Genomic DNA, 17,382 nt, shown 5'->3' with positions numbered 1-17,382 from the left:
CATGCGGCGGGGCGGGTGCGCTGTGAGAGTGCGAGGGTGACCACTGCTCCTGCCGTAGACGCCGCGCCACCCGTGCTCGACCGGCGGCAGCGCAACATCATCTTCGGCACGATCATGCTGGGAGTGCTGCTCGCGGCCCTCGACCAGACGATCGTCGGCACGGCCCTGCCCACGATCGTGGGGGACCTCGGCGGCGGGGACCACATGTCGTGGGTGGTGACCTCCTACCTGCTCGCCGAGACCGTGTCGACCGTGCTGGTGGGCAAGTTCGGCGACCTGTACGGCCGAAAGCTCATCTTCCAGATCTCCGCGATCGTCTTCATCAGCGGTTCCTTCCTGTGCGGCCTGGCCGGCAACATGACGCTCCTGATCGTGTGGCGCGGCGTCCAGGGCGTCGGAGCCGGCGGCCTGATGGTCACCGCCATGGCGCTGATCGCCGATGTGGTGCCCCTGCGCGAACGCGGCAAGTACCAGGGCATGATCGGCGCCGTCTTCGGCGTCGCCACCGTGATCGGACCGCTGCTCGGCGGGTTCTTCACCGACCAGCTGACCTGGCGGTGGTGCTTCTACGTCAACGTCCCGATCGCCATCCTCGTGGTGATCGCGGCCGCCAAGACGATCCCGGTGGTGAAGTCCTCGGGCAAGCCGGTCATCGACTACCTGGGCATCGCCCTGGTCGCGGTCGGCGCGAGCGCGCTGATCCTGGCCACCAGCTGGGGCGGGAACGAGTACGCCTGGACCTCGCCGACGATCATCGGCCTGTTCGCGCTCGGCGTCGTCGCGCTGGCCCTGTTCTGCCTCGTCGAGACGCGGGCCGCGGAACCGATGCTGCCGATGCGGCTCTTCGGCAATCCGGTCTTCGCCGTGTGCTCCGTACTGAGCTTCGTCGTCGGGTTCGCGATGCTCGGCGCGATGACCTTCCTGCCGACCTACCTCCAGTACGTCGACGGGGACTCCGCCACCATCTCGGGCGTCCGGACCCTCCCCATGGTCTTCGGACTGCTGATCGCCTCCGTCTTCAGCGGCAACGTGGTGAGCAGGACCGGCCGGTACCGGATCTTCCCCATCGTCGGCAACGCCGTCACGGGCGTCGGCCTGTACCTGCTGTCCCGGATGCAACCGGGGACCAGCACCCTGCTGGAATCGCTCTACATGTTCGTCCTCGGCACGGGCATCGGCCTGTCCATGCAGGTCCTGACGATCGCCGTGCAGAACACCGTCGACTACGCCGACCTGGGCACCGCCACCTCCGGGGTCACCTTCTTCCGTACGCTCGGCAGCGCCTTCGGCACAGCCGTCTTCGGGACGATCTACGCGAACCACCTCGGGCCGGAACTGAAGGCGGGGATCGCGGAGGCGGCGCGGACCACCGGGCAGGACCCGGCACGGCTGGCCGAGGCCGCGTCGACCCCCGAAGGGGTGCACCGGCTCAGTCCGGAGGCCGCGGCCCCGATCATCGACGCGTACGCGCAGGCCCTGCACACGGTGTTCCTCTGGACCGTGCCGGTGGCGGTCTTCGGCTTTCTCACCGGGCTCTTCCTCAAGCAGGTCAAGCTGCGCGACAGCGCCCGGGCGGGCTCCACGGACATGGGCGACGGATTCGCCTCCCCGGCCACGGCCAGCGGGAATTCGGCCAAGCTGCTGGAGCTGGCGGTCGGCAAACTCGTACGGAACATGGGAGCCGACACGGCGCGCGCGATCGTCGAGGCCAGCGACACCCGGCTGGACATCGCGGGCGCGTGGACGGTGATGCAGGTGGAGCTGATGACCCGGACGGTCGGCACGGCCAGCATCGGGCTGATCGCGGCGCGCCGGGCGGTGCCGCCGGAGGTGCTGCTCCCGGTCTTCGACCGGATGACGGAGGAGGGCTACCTCACCCGCGAGGGCAGCTTCTTCTCCCTCACCCGGGCCGGGCAGCGGGAGGCCGCGATCATCTCGGCGGCGTGGGCCCAGTGGCTCGGCGACCAGCTGGAGAAGGACAAGGGGCGGCCGCGCAGCGCCGAACTGCGGGTGGCGGCCGACGCGATCGCGAAGCGGCTGCTGGCCGAGGACCTGGGCGAGGGGAACTTCGCGCCGAAGGCGGTGGTGCGGACGTAGCGGGGCGGGAGCGGGCGCCGGGCGGACACGTAGCGGGGTAGCCGGGCGCCGGGCGGACACGTACCGGAATCGGAACTTCCGTCGGCGGTCGGACGTCCTCCCCTACGACACCTGTGGAGTACGGCGGACGGGGGAGCGGACATGGGAATCACATTGGCCGAGGAGATCGTGCTGCTGTCCCTGGACGACGAGTCCGGGGAGACGCGCCGGCGCCAGGCTGCGGGCTGGGCCGCCGCGGCCGCGATCCTGCTCGAACTGGTCATGGCCGAGCGGGTGTCGGTGGCCGACAAGTACCTGGAGCTGCGCGACACCACGCCCACCGGGGAAGAACTGCTCGACGGCCGGATCCTGTCGATGGAGGGCTGGCTGCGCGGACGCGCCAAGCGCCGGGTGACGGACTGGCTGACCAGGGACCAGACCAAGGCGGTCGGCGCCGCGGTGGAGCGCCTGGTCGAGCGCGGCCTGGTGACGGCGGAAGTGCACAAGGTGCTCGGGATGTTCCCGCAGAAGCGCTACCCCGAGACCGACGGCGCGGCCGAGCGCGCCCTGCGGGAGCGGCTGCACGCCGTCGTCATCGAGGGCGCCGAGCCGGACGAGCGCACGGCCGGCCTCATCGCGCTGATCCACGCGACAGGCCTGCACCGGCTGGCGTTCCCGGACCGGCGCCGCGACGCGGTGGCCCCGAGGACGGCGGAGATAGCCGCCGGTCAGTGGGCGGCCGAGAGCGTCCGGGCGGCCGTCCGCGACCTGCAGGCCGCGATGGTGGCCGTGACGGCCGCGACGGTGGCGGCGACCTTCACGGCGTGAGGTCGGGCCGGCGTTTCTGCGGTGTCGGCTGCCTCAGGGCCGTATCGGCAGACCTCAGGGCCGTTTCGGCTGGCTTCAGCGCCGTTCCGAGAGGCCTCAGGCGCTCGTGGCCGGGCCCGTGCCCGGAGTCGCGCCCGTGCCCGGGGCGGGACTCGTGGTGGGGTAGTCGTACGAGGGGACGTGCGGCAGGCTCGCGAGGTCCGGGCGCCAGCTGCGCAGCACGGCCGCCGACGGCGCGTACAGGGCCGCGGGGATCTCGGCCGGGGTGAACCACTGCCAGCGGGCGATCTTGTGCGGCTCGGTGACGGTGGGGACCCCCTCCGCCGAGGTGGTGACGGCGGCCGCCGTCAGCCGGGTCAGGCCGGACTTCGCGTCGATCTGCACGGAGAGGACGCGGATCGCCTCGGGGGCCGCGCGCAGATCCGTCTCCTCGGCGAGCTCCCGGGCCGCGGCCTGTTCGAAGCCCTCCCCGGGGTCGACCTTGCCGCCCGGCAGCTCCCAGCGGCCGTCGTGTGCCTGGCCGAGCAGCACCCGGCCGTCCGGGCCGATGACGACCAGCCCCACGCCGACGACGGCGTTGGGCTGCGGCACGGCCCGCTCGGGGCGCTCTCCGGTGGTGGTCATGGACGTCCTTCCGGTGAAGTGGTGGGCCGGGCGCGGACGTGGATGCGTTCGCCCTGGGGGCCGAAGAGGCTGAGGAACTCCGCTGCCCGCGGCCCCGCGTTGAAGAAGGCGTGCGGGGTGCGCGTGTCGAACTCGGCGGCCTCGCCGGGGCCGAGGACGAGGTCGTGCTCGCCGAGCAGCAGCCGGATGCGCCCGGACAGCACGTACAGCCACTCGTAGCCCTCGTGGACCTGGAGTTCGGGCGGCTCGGGCGGCGGGCCTTCGAGGGGCGGGAGGATCTGCTTGAAGGCGTGCACCCCGCTGAACTTGCGGGTCAGCGGCACGTAGGTGCTGCCGTGCCGGACGAAGGGGCGCGGGCGCACCCGCGGGTCCCCGGTCTCCGGGGCGCCGACCAGCTCGTCGAGCGCCACCCGGTGCGCCCTGGCCAGCGGGAGCAACAGCTCCAGCGTCGGCCGGCGCTGTCCGGACTCCAGCCGGGAGAGGGTGGAGAGGGAGATCCCGGTGGTCTCGCTGAGCTGGGCCAGCGTGGTGCCGCGCTGCCGGCGCAGGGCGCGCAGTCGCGGGCCCACGGCGGTGAGCACGCCGGCGAGTTCCTTGTCCCGCTCCTCGGTGGCCATGGCTCCATTTGCCACTTCGGCAAGAACATTTGTCAAGCCGGAGCCTGCGGGCGGACCCTCGGAGGCATGGACAACGCACAGGACTCGAGGAATCCAGGCGACGCGGACGCGAGGGACGACGTATTCGACGTGGTGGTCGTGGGAGGCGGGGCCGCCGGCCTCGCCGGTGCGCTGACGCTGGTCAGGGCCCGCCGTTCGGTACTGGTGCTCGACTCCGGCAGCCCGCGCAACGCCCCGGCCGCGCACCTGCACGGATACCTCGGCCGGGACGGGGAGAGCCCGGCCGCGCTGTCGGCCGGGGGACGCGCCGAGGTGGCCGGTTACGGCGGTGAGATCAGGCCGGGCACGGCCATCGCCGCGGACCGGCTGCCCGACGGGGGCTTCCTGGTCCGCTGCGGGGACGGCTCGACCGTCCGGGCGCGGCGGCTGCTGGTCGCCACCGGCCTGGTCGACGAGCTGCCCGCGGTGCCGGGGATCGGGGCGCGCTGGGGCCGGGACGTGCTGCACTGCCCGTACTGCCACGGCTGGGAGGTCCGGGACCTGCCGATCGCGGTGCTCGCCGACGGACCCGTCGCCGTGCACCAGGCACAGCTCTGGCGGCACTGGAGCGAACGGACCACCCTGCTGGCGCACACCTGGCGGCTCACGGACGCGGACCGGGAGCTGCTGGCGGCCCTGGGTGTCCGGGTCGTCGAGGGAGAGGTGACCGGGCTCGCGGTCGAGGAGGACCGGCTGACGGGGGTGACCCTGGCCGACGGCTCCGGCGTGGAGTGCGCGGCCCTGGTGGTGGCCCCGCGGTTCACCGCCCGCTCGGGGGTCCTGACCAGCCTGGGCCTGCCGACCACCGTCGTGGAGCGGGACGGGCACGCCCTCGGCACCTGCGTCGAGTCCGACCCGGTGAGCGGCGCTACCGCGCTGCGCGGGGTCTGGGCGGCGGGCAACGTGACCGCCCCGATGGAGCAGGTCGCGGGCGCGGCGGCGCAGGGGGTGCGTGCGGCGGTCGCCGTGAACGCCGACCTGATCGAGGAGGAGGTCCGCCGGGCCCTGGCGGCGCACCGCGCGGGCACGGGTGCTGGTGCGGGAGCGGGTGAGGGAGCGGTTACGGGTGCGGTTACGGGGGCCGGGGCCGGCTTGGTCAGCGGCTGAGCAAGGCGGGGCCTGGCCGAACGGCGGCCCGGCGGGTGGGCGCGTACGGCTCGTATCGGACAGTTGTGCGGGTTTCGGTCGCCGTCCGTCCGCGCAGGCTCTGGACGGTGTGATCGTCGTACGTTCCGACGGTCCCATGGTCCGACGGTCCAACGGGTTCGGGGGGACGCTCCATGGCACATGTACTCGTCATCGGCGGAGGAGTCGGAGGGCTGGCCACGGCCCTCCTCGCGGCGCGGCACGGACACACGGCGGAGCTCTTCGAGCGCGATACGCGCGCTCCGGGCACCGCCCTCGACCGCGACTTCTTCGGCTGGCGCCGGCCGACGGTACCGCAGGCCGCCCAGCCGCACGCGCTGCTCGGGGCCGCACGCACCGTCCTGCGCGACGAACTGCCCGACGTCTACGCGGAGATGCTCCGGCTCGGTGCGCGGGAGCGGCACGAGCTGGACTGGTTCGAGGAGCGGCCCCCCGCTCGCCCCGGCGACGAGGACCTCGTCATGCTCCAGGCGCGGCGCATCGTGCTGGAGAGCGCGCTGACGACGGTCCTGCGCGCGGAGGCGGGCGTCGTCGTCCGGTACGGCGAGCCGGTCGCCGGCCTGACCACCGTCCCGGGACCGGCCGAGCACCCGGGGATCCAGGTGACGGGAGTGACCACCGACGCGGGGAGTTACGAGGGGGACCTCGTGGTGGATGCGGGTGGGCGGCGCGGGGGAGTCGAGCGCAGGCTGGCCGAGGCGGGCTGCCGGCCGCCCGTCGTGGAACGGCACCGCACCGGCCTCGCGTACTTCTGCCGCTGGTACCGGCTGCCCGAGGGCATGGACGAGGGGCCGCGCCGGCCCTGGGCGGTCACCGGCGGCGCCTTCGCCGGGTGCGCGGTGTTCCCGGCCGACAACCGGGTATTCGCGGTGACGCTGTTCGTGCACACCTCCGACACCACCCGCTCGGCGCTGCGCGACCCGGCCGTCTTCGAGCGGGCGGCCCGTGCCTTCCCGCCCGGTGCGGCCTGGCTGGCCCTGGGGGCCGAACCCCTGTCGGACGTACGGGCCACGGCGAGCCTGGACAACCGGTGGAGTGCGCTCGTCGACGAGCAGGGCCCGGTGGTGACCGGGCTGGTGCCGGTCGGCGACTCGATCACGCACACCAATCCGACGCTGGGGCAGGGCGCCTCGCTCGCGCTGTGGGCCGCGCGCCGGGTGGCCCGTACGGCGCACCGGGACCCGGGATCGGCCCGGTTCGCCGTCGACCACCACGACTGGGCGGTGCGGACGCTGAAACCGTGGTTCGACTTCCAGGTGGTCGCCGACGCGGCCATCGGGGAGCGGTTCGCGACCCGGCTCGGGCGGACGGGGACGGCGCGCGAGGTGGCCGCGCTGTTCGACTGCGCGCTGGAGGACCCCGAGGTGATGCGGGCGCGGGCGAGGGTACGGCACCTGGCCGAGCCGCCGGAGCGGGCGTACGCGGATCCGGAGGTCAAGGCTCGGGTGGCGCGCTGGCTGGCGGCGCGGCCGGACTATTCCCCGCACGAGGCTGGGCCGGACCGGGCGGAGTGGGAGGAGCTGACGGCGGGGGCGGGTTGGGCCGCTCAGTCGGCGGAACCGGCGGAATCGGTGGTGCCTGTGGTGCCTGTGGTGCCGACGGCCGGGCCGAGCACTTCCGCGAGGTCGTAGCCGACGACCTCCTCCAACTGCGCGTAGGTGCAGCTCTCCGGGGTCCGGTCCGCCCGCCACCGGTGGAACTGCGCGGTGTGCCGGAAGCGGTCGCCCTCCATGTGGTCGTACTTCACCTCGACGACCCGCTCGGGGCGCAGCGGCACCCAGGACAGGTCCTTCTTGCCGGTCCAGCGGCTCTGCGCGCCCGGCAGCCGCGCGCTCTCGTGGGCCGACTCCTCCGCCCAGGCGGCCCACGGGTGTCCGGCCGGGTCGGGCATCCGCAGGGGTGCGAGTTCCTCCACCAGCTCGGCGCGGCGCTTCATGGGGAAGGCGGCGCAGACGCCCACGTGCTGGAGGGTGCCGTGGGCGTCGTACAGGCCGAGGAGCAGCGATCCGACAATCGGACCGCTCTTGTGGAAACGGAAACCCGCGACGACCACGTCGGCGGTACGTTCGTGCTTGATCTTGTACATGAGGCGGGCATCGGGCCGGTAGGGGAGATCGAGCGGTTTGGCGATCACTCCGTCGAGCCCGGCGCCCTCGAACCGCTCGAACCACTCCTGCGCGAGCGCGGGATCGGTGGTCGCGGGCGCGAGATGGACGGGGGGCCGAGCGGTGGACAGGGACCGGACCAGGGCGGCACGGCGGTCGGTGAGCGGCGCGTCGAGGAACGACTCGTCGCCGAGCGCGAGCAGGTCGAAGGCGACGAAGCTGGCGGGGGTGGTCTCGGCCAGCAGGGCGACACGGGACTGCGCGGGATGGATCCGCTCGGTCAGCCGGTCGAAGTCGAGCCGCCCGCCCTGAACGATCACGATCTCACCGTCCACGACGCAGCGGTCGGGCAGATTGCCCTTCAGCGCCTCCGCCAGCTCGGGAAAGTACCTGGTCAGGGTCTTGCCCGTGCGGCTGCCGAGCTCGATCTCGTCGCCGTCGCGATGGACGATGGCCCGGAAGCCGTCCCATTTGGCCTCGTACTGCATGCCCGGCGGGATCTTCACCACGGACTTGGCGAGCATCGGTTTCACGGGCGGCATCACTGGCAGATCCATGCCTTCGATTCTGCGGTGGTACGTCCGGCCGCGCCCGGTATGCGCGCACGAGCAGGCCCGCCTACCGTGGCCCACATGGGTGCTGCCAGTAATGCGATCGAGCTGGAGGCGGGCGGGCGGACGGTACGGCTGTCCAGCCCGGACAAGGTGTACTTCCCGGAGCGCGGCCTCACCAAGCGGCACGTGGCCGAGTACTACCTGGCGGTCGCGGAGGGCATCACGCGCGCCCTGCGCAACCGGCCGACGACCCTGGAACGCTTCCCGGACGGGGTGGAGGGCGAGTCCTTCTTCCAGAAGAGGGCCCCGAAGAACCTTCCCGACTGGATTCCGACCGCCCACATCTCCTTCCCGAGCGGCCGCTTCGCCGACGAGATCTGCCCGACCGAGCCGGCCGCCGTCCTGTGGGCCGCCAATCTGGGCTGCCTCACCTTCCACCCCTGGCCGGTACGCCGCGAGGACACCGACCGCCCCGACGAACTGCGCATCGACCTGGACCCGCAGCCGGGCACCGACTACCACCACGCGGTGGCGGCCGCCCACGAGCTGCGCGCCCTGCTGGAGGAACTGGGCCTGCGCGGCTGGCCCAAGACCTCGGGCGGGCGCGGGCTGCACGTCTTCGTGCCGATCGCCCCACGCTGGACCTTCACCGAGGTCCGCCGGTGCGCCATCGCCCTCGGCCGGGAACTGGAACGCCGGATGCCGGGCAAGGTCACGACGGCCTGGTGGAAGGAGGAGCGCGGCGAGCGGATCTTCGTCGACTACAACCAGACGGCCCGCGACCGCACGATCGCCTCCGCCTACTCCATCCGCCCCCGCCCGCACGCCCCGGTCTCGGCACCACTGCGCTGGGACGAGGTGGACGACGCGGAGCCCCGCGACTTCGACATCGTGACGATGCCGGCCCGCTTCGCCGAACTGGGCGACCTGCACGCGGACATGGACGAGCACGCCTTCGCCCTGGACGCCGTACTGGAACTCGCGGCCCGCGACGAACACGAGCACGGCCTCGGCGACATGCCCTACCCCCCGGACTACCCGAAGATGCCGGGCGAACCCAAACGCGTCCAGCCCAGCCGCGCCAAACACGAGGACTGACAGCCGAGGTGTTGATCAGGCGTTGATCGGACGTCCATCCGCGGCGGTCAGTATCTGCGGCATGTCGATGAACACCACTGCAGCCACTGACACCGCCTGGTACGAACTCGCCCTGTGCGCCCAGACGGGCCCGGGCTTCTTCTTTCCGGAGCCGGGCTCGTCGCTGCGCGACGCGAAGCGGTTGTGCGGGGCGTGCGAGGGGCGGGCGGCGTGCCTGGAGTACGCCCTGGCCAATGACGAGCGCTTCGGCGTCTGGGGCGGCCTCTCGGAAGCCGAGCGCCTAGCCCTCCGCCCCCGCCGCTGATCAGGTCCGCGTTCCCTTGCCGCTCGCCCGGACCAGCCCCACCTGCCGGGCGAGGTCGAACCCCTCGCCACCGCACTCCTCACGGCGCGGCACATGCGGCACGACCCGCACTGGGTAGTGCCCCCCGACGGGCGAAACGACCCCACCGAAGCGAGGATCCCCCGCGAACCAGATCCGGTCCGGGTGCCCGCCCTCCAGCGCGGCCAGCGCAACGGGGAACGGGATGATCCGGAACGTCACCGTGAGGTCCTCCCGGAACCGGACGTCCAAAGTCGCGGGGCTCTCGGGTGCGCGGGTGGGGTGCCGGCACGGCCACTCTCGCCAGGGGTAGGCCTGCAGGACGGCGACGATGCGCCGTCGGCGGAAATAGGCGATGACCACCCAGGGAAGAAGCGGTGCCACCAGCAGCGTGATGAGGGCAAAGACCGTTCCTGCATGCGGGATGCGGCCGACCCACGGCAGAGTGATCAGAGGCGGACCGCCGAGACTGAGCACCCATCCGAGGCGACGGATGACCAAGCGCTTGTAGCCGACCACCGTCGAAGGGTGGTCCCATGCCGCCTTGGTGAGCGTGAAGCTCACAGGAGCACCTCCAGGATGCGTGAAGTCCCGGCCGCTGCCGGAGCGCTCGGTTCGGGGTCGCTGAAGAGGAGGGTGTGCGCCACGGCTTCGAGGATGTCCGTGTACGCCTCGGCATGTTCGGTGGAGGCGCTGGTCATATCGAGCAGGAGCAGATGGAGTCCATCCGGATGCACAGTCGCGACCCTGGCCTGAAACAGACGCTGCTCCACATCGGGCACGGAAATGATCCCGGCGACCAGACAGCACGGGAGCCCCGATGGCAGATCGACGAACCTGCGGATGGAGCTCTCCCACAACGAGGACCGTGCGATGGCCAGGGCGGTGCGTGCCACGGTAAGCCGGGGATTGGGTTGTTCGGCACGCTGGATGGTCAGCGAGAACAGTGACGTGGCGATACCGACAGGTTCCTCGGGGTGAAATCCGATCGCCGTGTGCAGGACGCCGTGCCCTGTCAGTTCCTCCAGACCGTCCGCGAGCCGGGACAGTTCCCGTTGGGCATCAGGACCGCCGAGGGCCTCGGCGACGGTGAGCAAAGAGGCCCTGTCGTCGGGGCCGATGTCGTGAAAGCCCGGGGGCAGGCGAAACCATACCGGCGGGATACTCACGGCCTCAGCCCCGACCAGACGCGCCCCGATTTCCTGAGGGCTGAAGGAGCGTCGTCCAGAGCCCCTCGGGCACCGTCCACCGCCGTCGAGCCGTGTTCAACCGTTTCGTTGTCCGGGGCGTAGTCGAGTCCGGCGGTCGCAGCACCTGTACCGGCCACGGCCACACCCACACGGTCTCGGGTGCCCTGAGTCGCTGAGCGCATGGCCCATCCGGTGAGTGGACTCTCCACCTGCCGCAGCTCTTCGGCGCTGGTCCATGCGCTTTGCCGGAACGCGGTGGCTCCAGGAGACAGCCCTGCCAGAGCACTGCCCTCGGGGGCGGCCGCCATCGCTGCGCGGGCGGCAGCGGTGCCGGCCTTGGCGCCCGAGGCGACCGCTGCCACGCCCGGGACTGTGCCTGCGAGGTCGCCGACCAGGGTCACGCTGCTCTTCCAAAAGTCGGCGTCGAACTCACCCTTCATGACGCCGTCGCCGAGGGACTTCCGGAATTTCGGGTCAGAGGTGTGAACCGCCAGGGCCGCCAACGACAGGCCGCTCCCGACGAGCATGATCGCGAGCCCGGCAGGCGGGCAGGCGAGTGACACCAGGGCGCCGACGAAGCCCAGGATCGCCGACGCGTTCGACAAGGCGTCGCCCGGGTCTTCCGTGATCTTGTGCCAGATCGAGGACAGCAGGCCCGGTTCCTTCGGGGCCAGGCGGTCCGTCGCCGCGTTCAGGGTGCGGGCGACGCGGCTCGCCGCCGCCGCGTGTTCGGCGGCGAGTTCGCGGGCCAGGCGGCGGGTGTCGGAGAGGGCCTGCTCCGTCTTGGCCGCGGCGGCCTGGGCCTCGTACCGGGCGGCCAGCGCGCGGTGCGCGACCAGGGTGTCGTGCCAGCCGGTGAGCCGGCGGGCGGCCTCCGTGAGGGAGGTGTGGGCCGCGCCCAGGTAGCGGGGCAGTTCCTGCGAGAGGGAGGCGCGGAAGGCGGTCGCGGCCTCGCCCTGCCACTGCGCGCTGTGGGAGACGAGGTCCTTCACGACCCGCGAGGCCTCCCCGAGGGACTGGGCCGACGCGGTGAGCTTCGTCGTCAGGGCCAGGACCGCGGCCGGATCGCCGGGCGCCGGGTCGAAGCCCAGCGCCGCGAGGTCAGCCATGCGCGGCCGCCACCCGGCGGAAGGCCGCGCGGACGGCCTCCTCCAGCTCCGCGTACTGCGCGGCGCTGCGGTCCACGCCCTCCCGTACGGTCTTGACGCGTCGGGTCAGCTCCCGCGTGCCGTGGGCCCAGCGTTCCTGGAAGCCGTCGCACGCCGCGTCGAGGTCGGCCGTGCCCAGCTGGTCGGCCCGTACGTGGTCCAGGGCGCGCCGTGCCTCCCGCAGGGAGACCAGCGAGGAGTCCAGGGCGCGCGTCAGACGGGTCAGCTGGTCGATGTCCACCTGGAGCGAGGTCATGACGCGAAACCCTGGCAGAGCACGGCTCTGCCAGGGCAATCGGCGTCACCCGCCCGAGCGAGCGGAATCAGGTCAGCTGTTGCGGTCAGTCGTTGAGGTCAGCCTTTGCGGGCCGCGATGCGGGCCGCACGGGCGGCCAGGCGCTCGTCGAACTTGCGGGCCTCGCTGTCCAGGCCGTTCATGAACAGGCCGAGCTCCTCCTGGGCCTTCTGGCCCTCGGGGCCGAGACCGTCGATGTCCATGATCTTCAGGAAGCGGATCACGGGGCTCAGCACGTCGTCGTGGTGGATCCGCAGGTTGTACACCCCGCCGATCGCCATCTGCGCGGCCATCCGCTCGAAGCCGGGCATGCCGTGTCCGGGCATCCGGAAGTTGACCACGACGTCCCGCACGGCCTCCATGGTGAGGTCCGGGGCGAGCTCGAAGGCCGCGCCCAGCAGGTTGCGGTAGAAGATCATGTGCAGGTTCTCGTCCTGCGCGATGCGCGCCAGCATCCGGTCGCAGACCGGGTCACCGGACTGGTGGCCGGTGTTGCGGTGCGAGATGCGGGTGGCGAGCTCCTGGAAGGCCACGTACGCCACCGAGTGCAGCATGGAGTGGCGGTTGTCGGACTCGAACCCCTCCGACATGTGCTGCATGCGGAACGCTTCCAGCTTGTCCGGGTCCACGGCGCGCGAGGCCAGCAGGTAGTCGCGCATCACGATGCCGTGGCGGCCCTCCTCGGCCGTCCAGCGGTGCACCCAGGTGCCCCAGGCGCCGTTGCGCCCGAAGAGGGTGGCGATCTCGTGGTGGTAGCTGGGGAGGTTGTCCTCGGTCAGCAGGTTCACGACCAGCGCGATCTTGCCGATGTCGGTGACCTTGGACTGCTGCGGGTCCCAGGCTTCGCCGTCCTCGAAGAAGCCCGGGAAGTTCCGGCCGTCGCTCCACGGGACGTACTCGTGGGGCATCCAGTCCTTGGTGACCTTCAGATGGCGGTTGAGCTCCTTTTCGACCACCTCTTCCAGCGCGAACAGCAACTTGGCGTCGGTCCACGCCTCCGAGCTGCCGAGGTGGGGAGAGGTGATCGTCACGGGTACTCCTGGGTGCAAAGCGAATTACCTACGGTTCCGTAGCCTACGGAGTCGTAGGTTAAGCGCGACATCAAGGCCAGCCAACCCCCGGGCAGGTTTATGTCCCGTTGCATCCAGTTATCTGTGCAGTTTACGGGGGGTGTGAAGGGCGTCCGAGGGCGCAAAATCACGCCGTCAGGGGGATCGAAACTTTTACTCTTGACGGCCGGAACGGATTCCGCTTCGCCGCCGCCCACCGCGTCGGGCGTTCGCGGGCGGCGGCGAAACGGGCTCGCTCACCCGAGCCAGAGGGTCTCCCGGACCTCCTCGGCCGTGGTCGGCCGCAGCTCCCCGTCCAGCAGCAGCCACCGCGTGATGCCGATCGACTCCAGGAACGGCACGTCGTGGCTCGCCACCACCAGGGCGCCCTCGTAGGACTCCAGCGCCCCGGTCAGCTGCCGCACGCTCGCGAGGTCGAGGTTGTTCGTCGGCTCGTCGAGCATGAGCAGCTGCGGGGCGGGCTCGGCCAGCAGCAGCGCCGCCAGCGCAGCCCGGAACCGCTCGCCGCCCGACAGGGTGCCCGCCGGCCGGTCCGCCCGGGCGCCCCGGAAGAGGAAGTGCGCGAGCCGCGCCCGGACCAGGTTGTTCGTGGCCTGCGGGGCGAACCGCGCCACGTTCTCCACGACCGTGCGGCTCTCGTCGAGCACGTCCAGCCGCTGGGGCAGGAACCGCGTGGTCACGTGCGTCTGCGCCACCCCGGACTCGGGTGCGAGCTGCCCCGCGACCGTACGCAGCAGCGTGGTCTTCCCCGAGCCGTTGCGGCCCACCAGGGCGATCCGCTCCGGCCCCCGCAGCTCCCACTCGCCCGGTACGCGGGCCCCGTGGAGCAGGCGCAGATCGCTCAGGGTCAGCACGCGGCGCCCCGGCGGGACCTGTGTGGCGGGCAGCTTGATCCGGATCTCGTCGTCGTCGCGCACCGCCTCCACCGCCTGGTCCAACCGCTCCTTCGCCTGCGCCAGCTTCTCGGTGTGCATGATCCGGTGCTTGCCGGCCGATTCCTGCGCCGCCCGCTTGCGCGCGCCCATCACGATCTTCGGCTCGCGCTTGTTCTCGTACATCTTCTGTCCGTACCGCTTGCGGCGCGCCAGTTTGACCTGTGCGTCGGCCAGTTCGCGCTTCTGCCGCTGTACGTCGCCCTCCGCGACCCGGACCATCCGTTCGGCCGCGTCCTGTTCGGCGGCGAGCATCTCCTCGTAGTCGGTGAAGTTGCCGCCGTACCAGCGGACTTCGCCGTCGCGCAGATCGGCGATCTGGTCGACCCGCTCCAGCAGCTCCCGGTCGTGGCTGACCACGAGCATCACCCCGGACCAGGACTCGACGGCCGCGTACAGCCGGCCCCGGGCCCGCAGGTCCAGGTTGTTGGTGGGCTCGTCCAGCAGCAGGACGTCGGGCCGCGCGAGCAGCAGGGCGGCCAGCCGCAGCAGCACGGACTCGCCGCCCGAGAGCTCGCCGACGGTGCGGTCCAGGCCGATCCCGGCGAGACCGAGCTGGTCGAGCGCGGCCAACGCCCGCTCCTCGACGTCCCAGTCGTCGCCGACCGCGGTGAAGTTCGCCTCGGTGGCCTCGCCCGCCTCGATGGCGTGGAGCGCGGTGCGGACGGCCCGGATGCCGAGCGCCTCGTCCACGCGCAGCGCGGTGTCGAGGGTGACCGTCTGGGGAAGGTAGCCGACCGAGCCGGAGACCGACGAGTGGCCGCCGGACGGGGTCAGTTCACCGGCGATCAGCTTCAGCAGGGTGGACTTCCCGCAGCCGTTCAGGCCGATCAGGCCGGTGCGGCCGGGGCCGACGGCGAGTTGGAAGCCGTCGAGGACGGGAGTGCCGTCGGGCCAGTCGAAGGACAGGTCGGAGCAGGTGATGAATGCGGGGGCGTGGCTCATGGAGGCCTCCAGGTTGCGTGAGTGGTGCGTGCAACGCGGGGAGACAGCCGACGCTCAGCCGGTGACGACGGGGGTCACGGTGGTCGGTGGTCGGTGTCTCGGACCTCAGAAGAGCAACGTCCTGCTCCGTTTCGACGGCAGTGTGGCATCAACGAAGCTACGGGCGGCCGGAGCCGCCCGCAATCGAATATCGGGCGGCCCGGGTTCAGCAGGTGTCGCGCATCAGCTCGGCCAGGCTGTGGTCCATGTCGAGGTACAGGTGCTCCAGGCCCGGCGGCACCACGCTCGCCGCCCGCTCCAGGAAGCGGTGCAGCTCGGCCGTCAGCATCAGCACGATCGCGACGCCCTCCGCGGCGTGGAACTCGATCGTCGTCCGGTCGCCGTCGTACGGGCGCACGCGTACGTCGCCCCGGCCCGACGGGCGGTCCAGCCCGGACTCCAGCAGCTCGCGCGCGAAGGTCCACGACACCTCGATCCCCTCCAGCGTCGCCGGGGCGGGGAAGGCCATCCGCACGGCGAACGGATCCGCACGGTCGTAGCAGAGGGTGACGGGCACGGTCTCGACCTTCGGCGCGGTGGCGACCAGACGGGCCTGTGCGGCCTGCTCGATGACAGTGATCAAGGCTCACTCCCTTGCGGCGGATCTGCTGCCGGGCTTTGGGGTGGAGCCCGGCAACCCGATAGACGCCGGAATCGGCAAATGCGTGCATGGGCAGTTGCGTGAGCTGTGTCACCGATTGGCCGGAACCCACCTGTGTGATCGCACAGAGTGACCGCGAGAGGGGAGCAGCCCGAAGGACGGCCAGTGGTTCCCGCAGGACCCGGACGGGCCGAAGAAGGGCTGGTTACCGATCACTCCACAGGCCCAAAGCACGGCACTCTGGACGGCGAAACGGGGGTGCGTTAGCTTCCGGCGCCATGAGACTTCTGGATGTGGGAGCGGGCCTGTGCGCGGCAGTCCTGGTCGTGGGGGCGCTGGCCGCCCCCGCGCAGGCCGGGACGGCCCCGGGGAACCCGGCCGGGGAGCCCTCCGAACCGTCCGCCGGGGCCCCGGCGGCGCAGGACTTACGGAGCGCGGGCTGGGGGCTGAAGGAGACCGGGAAGACCGCCCGCTTCCGGGGGCTCGCGGCGGTCAGCCGGAGCACGGCCTGGGTGGCCGGTTCCCAAGGCACCGTGCTGCGCACGGTGGACGGCGGGCGCAGCTGGCAGGACGTCTCGCCGCCCGGCGCGGTCGCGGAGGGGCTGGAGCTGCGCGACATCGAGGCCTTCGACGCCCGGCGCGCGGTGGCCCTGTCGATCGGGGAGGGCGAGGCCTCCAGGGTGCTGCGCACCGAGGACGGCGGCGCCACCTGGACCGAGACCTTCCGCAACTCCGACCCGCGCGCCTTCTACGACTGCCTGACCTTCTTCGACGCCCGGCACGGACTGGCGATGAGCGATCCGGTGGACGGCAGGTTCCGGATCCTGTCCACGGACGACGGCGGGCGGAACTGGCGGGTCCTGCCCGCTGCGGGCATGCCCGAGGCGCTGCCGGGCGAGGCGGGCTTCGCCGCGAGCGGCCAGTGCCTGGTCAGCGCGGGCCCGCGCGACGCCTGGCTGGCCACCGGCGGCGGGGCGAGCGCGCGGGTCCTGCACTCCGCTGACCGCGGTCTGACCTGGCGGGTCGCCGAATCCACCGTCCCGGCGGGCGACCCGGCGCGCGGGGTCTTCGCCCTCGCCTTCCGCGACCGTACGACGGGACTCGCGGTCGGCGGCGACTACCGCACCGGGCAGGCCTCCCCGCGGGCCGCGGCCGTCTCCTCCGACGGGGGACGCAGCTGGCGGCAGGCGGCGGCCCCGCCGCCGGCGTACCGCTCGGGCGCGGCCTGGTTCCCGTACGGCCGGGGGGCGGCCCTGGCGGTGGGGCCGACGGGCACGGACGTGACCACGGACGGCGGCCGCAGCTGGCGGGCGCTGGAGCCCGGCTCCTTCGACACCGTCGACTGCGCGGCGGACGGCGGGTGCTGGGCGGCGGGGGAGAAGGGCCGGGTGGCGCGGCTGGAGCGGCGCTGACCGGCCGCGCCGTCGCGTCGGCGTGGCCGGGGGAGAGGCCTTAGACGACCGGGTTCTCCCGCACCGTGGCCAGGTCCGCCGAGGTCCTCGTGGCGAGGAACTCGGTGATGCGGTAGGCGCAGACGCCCGCCACCGAGAAGGGGTCCTCGGCCGCGATCTCCTCGATCTCGGCCCGGGACACCCCGCCGGCCAGGATCACGCCCCCGTCGCGCGGGACCTTGCGGCCCGACGCGAGGAAGACACCCGCGGCGTAGTGGCCGGCCAGCCAGGCCAGGTGGGCGTCCATCTCCTCTTCGACGGCCTCGAGGGGTGCGGTGTAGGTGAGCTCCATGACGAACATG

At 72.2% G+C, this 17,382-nt stretch carries 18 protein-coding genes; 7 read left to right on the top strand and 11 right to left on the bottom strand.

The genetic code is table 11. The features are described from left to right. Positions 1–36: 36 nt before the first annotated feature. Positions 37–2,097, top strand: coding sequence for an MDR family MFS transporter (locus ACZ6JT_RS05770; protein ID WP_469207526.1), 2,061 nt, complete (start codon positions 37–39; stop codon positions 2,095–2,097). A gap of 141 nt (positions 2,098–2,238) precedes the next feature. Further along, positions 2,239–2,904, top strand: a complete 666-nt coding sequence (locus ACZ6JT_RS05765; RefSeq protein WP_469207524.1) for a GOLPH3/VPS74 family protein — start codon at positions 2,239–2,241, stop codon at positions 2,902–2,904. Between the two features lie 96 nt (positions 2,905–3,000). Here the strand turns inward: ACZ6JT_RS05765 and ACZ6JT_RS05760 are convergent, their stop codons facing one another. Together ACZ6JT_RS05760 and ACZ6JT_RS05755 are read right to left on the bottom strand one after the other, a co-directional pair. Further along, the gene (locus ACZ6JT_RS05760) at positions 3,001–3,528 is read right to left on the bottom strand and encodes a nucleotide triphosphate diphosphatase NUDT15 (RefSeq protein ID WP_469207522.1); all 528 of its coding nucleotides are present in this window, start codon (positions 3,526–3,528) and stop codon (positions 3,001–3,003) included. Continuing rightward, positions 3,525–4,145, bottom strand: coding sequence for a helix-turn-helix domain-containing protein (locus ACZ6JT_RS05755; RefSeq protein WP_469207520.1), 621 nt, complete (start codon positions 4,143–4,145; stop codon positions 3,525–3,527). The genes ACZ6JT_RS05760 and ACZ6JT_RS05755 overlap by 4 nt, the downstream gene beginning before the upstream one ends. Positions 4,146–4,211: 66 nt before the next feature. Here ACZ6JT_RS05755 and ACZ6JT_RS05750 point away from each other — a divergent pair, with 66 nt between their 5' ends. Next, a complete protein-coding gene (locus tag ACZ6JT_RS05750) occupies positions 4,212–5,291 on the top strand; it encodes an NAD(P)/FAD-dependent oxidoreductase (RefSeq protein WP_469207518.1) in 1,080 nt (359 codons plus the stop codon). Between the two features lie 173 nt (positions 5,292–5,464). Further along, on the top strand, positions 5,465–6,961 hold the full coding sequence (locus ACZ6JT_RS05745) for an NAD(P)-binding protein (protein ID WP_469207516.1): 1,497 nt from the start codon (positions 5,465–5,467) through the stop codon (positions 6,959–6,961). Here ACZ6JT_RS05745 and ACZ6JT_RS05740 read toward each other — a convergent pair. Then, a complete protein-coding gene (locus ACZ6JT_RS05740; RefSeq protein WP_469207514.1) occupies positions 6,877–7,992 on the bottom strand; it encodes an ATP-dependent DNA ligase in 1,116 nt (371 codons plus the stop codon). The genes ACZ6JT_RS05745 and ACZ6JT_RS05740 overlap by 85 nt on opposite strands. A 75-nt stretch (positions 7,993–8,067) precedes the next feature. On the opposite strand from ACZ6JT_RS05740, the gene ligD reads away from it, so the two are divergent. Continuing rightward, positions 8,068–9,087, top strand: a complete 1,020-nt coding sequence (gene ligD / locus ACZ6JT_RS05735) for a non-homologous end-joining DNA ligase (protein ID WP_469207512.1) — start codon at positions 8,068–8,070, stop codon at positions 9,085–9,087. 61 nt (positions 9,088–9,148) lie between these two features. Then, positions 9,149–9,391: a WhiB family transcriptional regulator gene (locus ACZ6JT_RS05730; RefSeq protein WP_469207510.1), complete on the top strand. Its 243-nt coding sequence runs from the start codon at positions 9,149–9,151 to the stop codon at positions 9,389–9,391. On the opposite strand, the gene ACZ6JT_RS05725 is transcribed toward ACZ6JT_RS05730, so the two are convergent. The 7 genes from ACZ6JT_RS05725 to ssgD all read right to left on the bottom strand — a co-directional run bounded on the left by ACZ6JT_RS05725 (position 9,392) and on the right by ssgD (position 15,611). After that, a complete protein-coding gene (locus ACZ6JT_RS05725) occupies positions 9,392–9,973 on the bottom strand; it encodes a hypothetical protein (protein ID WP_469207508.1) in 582 nt (193 codons plus the stop codon). Then, entirely contained in the window at positions 9,970–10,578 is a 609-nt protein-coding gene (locus ACZ6JT_RS05720; RefSeq protein WP_469207506.1) for a hypothetical protein, read from the bottom strand. Before ACZ6JT_RS05720 ends, ACZ6JT_RS05725 begins: the two co-directional genes overlap by 4 nt. Then, positions 10,575–11,708: a hypothetical protein gene (locus ACZ6JT_RS05715; protein ID WP_469207504.1), complete on the bottom strand. Its 1,134-nt coding sequence runs from the start codon at positions 11,706–11,708 to the stop codon at positions 10,575–10,577. Before ACZ6JT_RS05715 ends, ACZ6JT_RS05720 begins: the two co-directional genes overlap by 4 nt. Next, a complete protein-coding gene (locus tag ACZ6JT_RS05710; RefSeq protein WP_469207502.1) occupies positions 11,701–12,003 on the bottom strand; it encodes a hypothetical protein in 303 nt (100 codons plus the stop codon). The genes ACZ6JT_RS05715 and ACZ6JT_RS05710 overlap by 8 nt, the downstream gene beginning before the upstream one ends. A 98-nt stretch (positions 12,004–12,101) precedes the next feature. Continuing rightward, positions 12,102–13,073, bottom strand: a complete 972-nt coding sequence (locus ACZ6JT_RS05705; protein WP_469207500.1) for an acyl-ACP desaturase — start codon at positions 13,071–13,073, stop codon at positions 12,102–12,104. A gap of 275 nt (positions 13,074–13,348) precedes the next feature. Beyond that, positions 13,349–14,989: an ABC-F family ATP-binding cassette domain-containing protein gene (locus ACZ6JT_RS05700; protein WP_469207498.1), complete on the bottom strand. Its 1,641-nt coding sequence runs from the start codon at positions 14,987–14,989 to the stop codon at positions 13,349–13,351. A 205-nt stretch (positions 14,990–15,194) separates the two neighbouring features. Then, complete coding sequence (gene ssgD / locus ACZ6JT_RS05695) at positions 15,195–15,611, bottom strand: spore wall synthesis regulator SsgD (RefSeq protein WP_469207496.1); 417 nt, start codon at positions 15,609–15,611, stop codon at positions 15,195–15,197. Between the two features lie 296 nt (positions 15,612–15,907). Here ssgD and ACZ6JT_RS05690 point away from each other — a divergent pair, with 296 nt between their 5' ends. Further along, positions 15,908–17,041 carry a WD40/YVTN/BNR-like repeat-containing protein gene (locus tag ACZ6JT_RS05690; RefSeq protein WP_469207494.1) on the top strand — a complete coding sequence of 378 codons (1,134 nt, stop codon included), beginning with the start codon at positions 15,908–15,910 and terminating at the stop codon, positions 17,039–17,041. A 40-nt stretch (positions 17,042–17,081) separates the two neighbouring features. On the opposite strand, the gene ACZ6JT_RS05685 is transcribed toward ACZ6JT_RS05690, so the two are convergent. Continuing rightward, positions 17,082–17,381 (bottom strand): YciI family protein, encoded by a 300-nt coding sequence (locus tag ACZ6JT_RS05685; protein WP_469207492.1) that lies wholly within the window; start codon positions 17,379–17,381, stop codon positions 17,082–17,084. Position 17,382 lies beyond the last annotated feature (1 nt).

The sequence above is a fragment of the Streptomyces sp. NPDC046308 genome, assembly GCF_055588065.1.
This window is presented reverse-complemented; position numbering and strand designations above follow the sequence as displayed.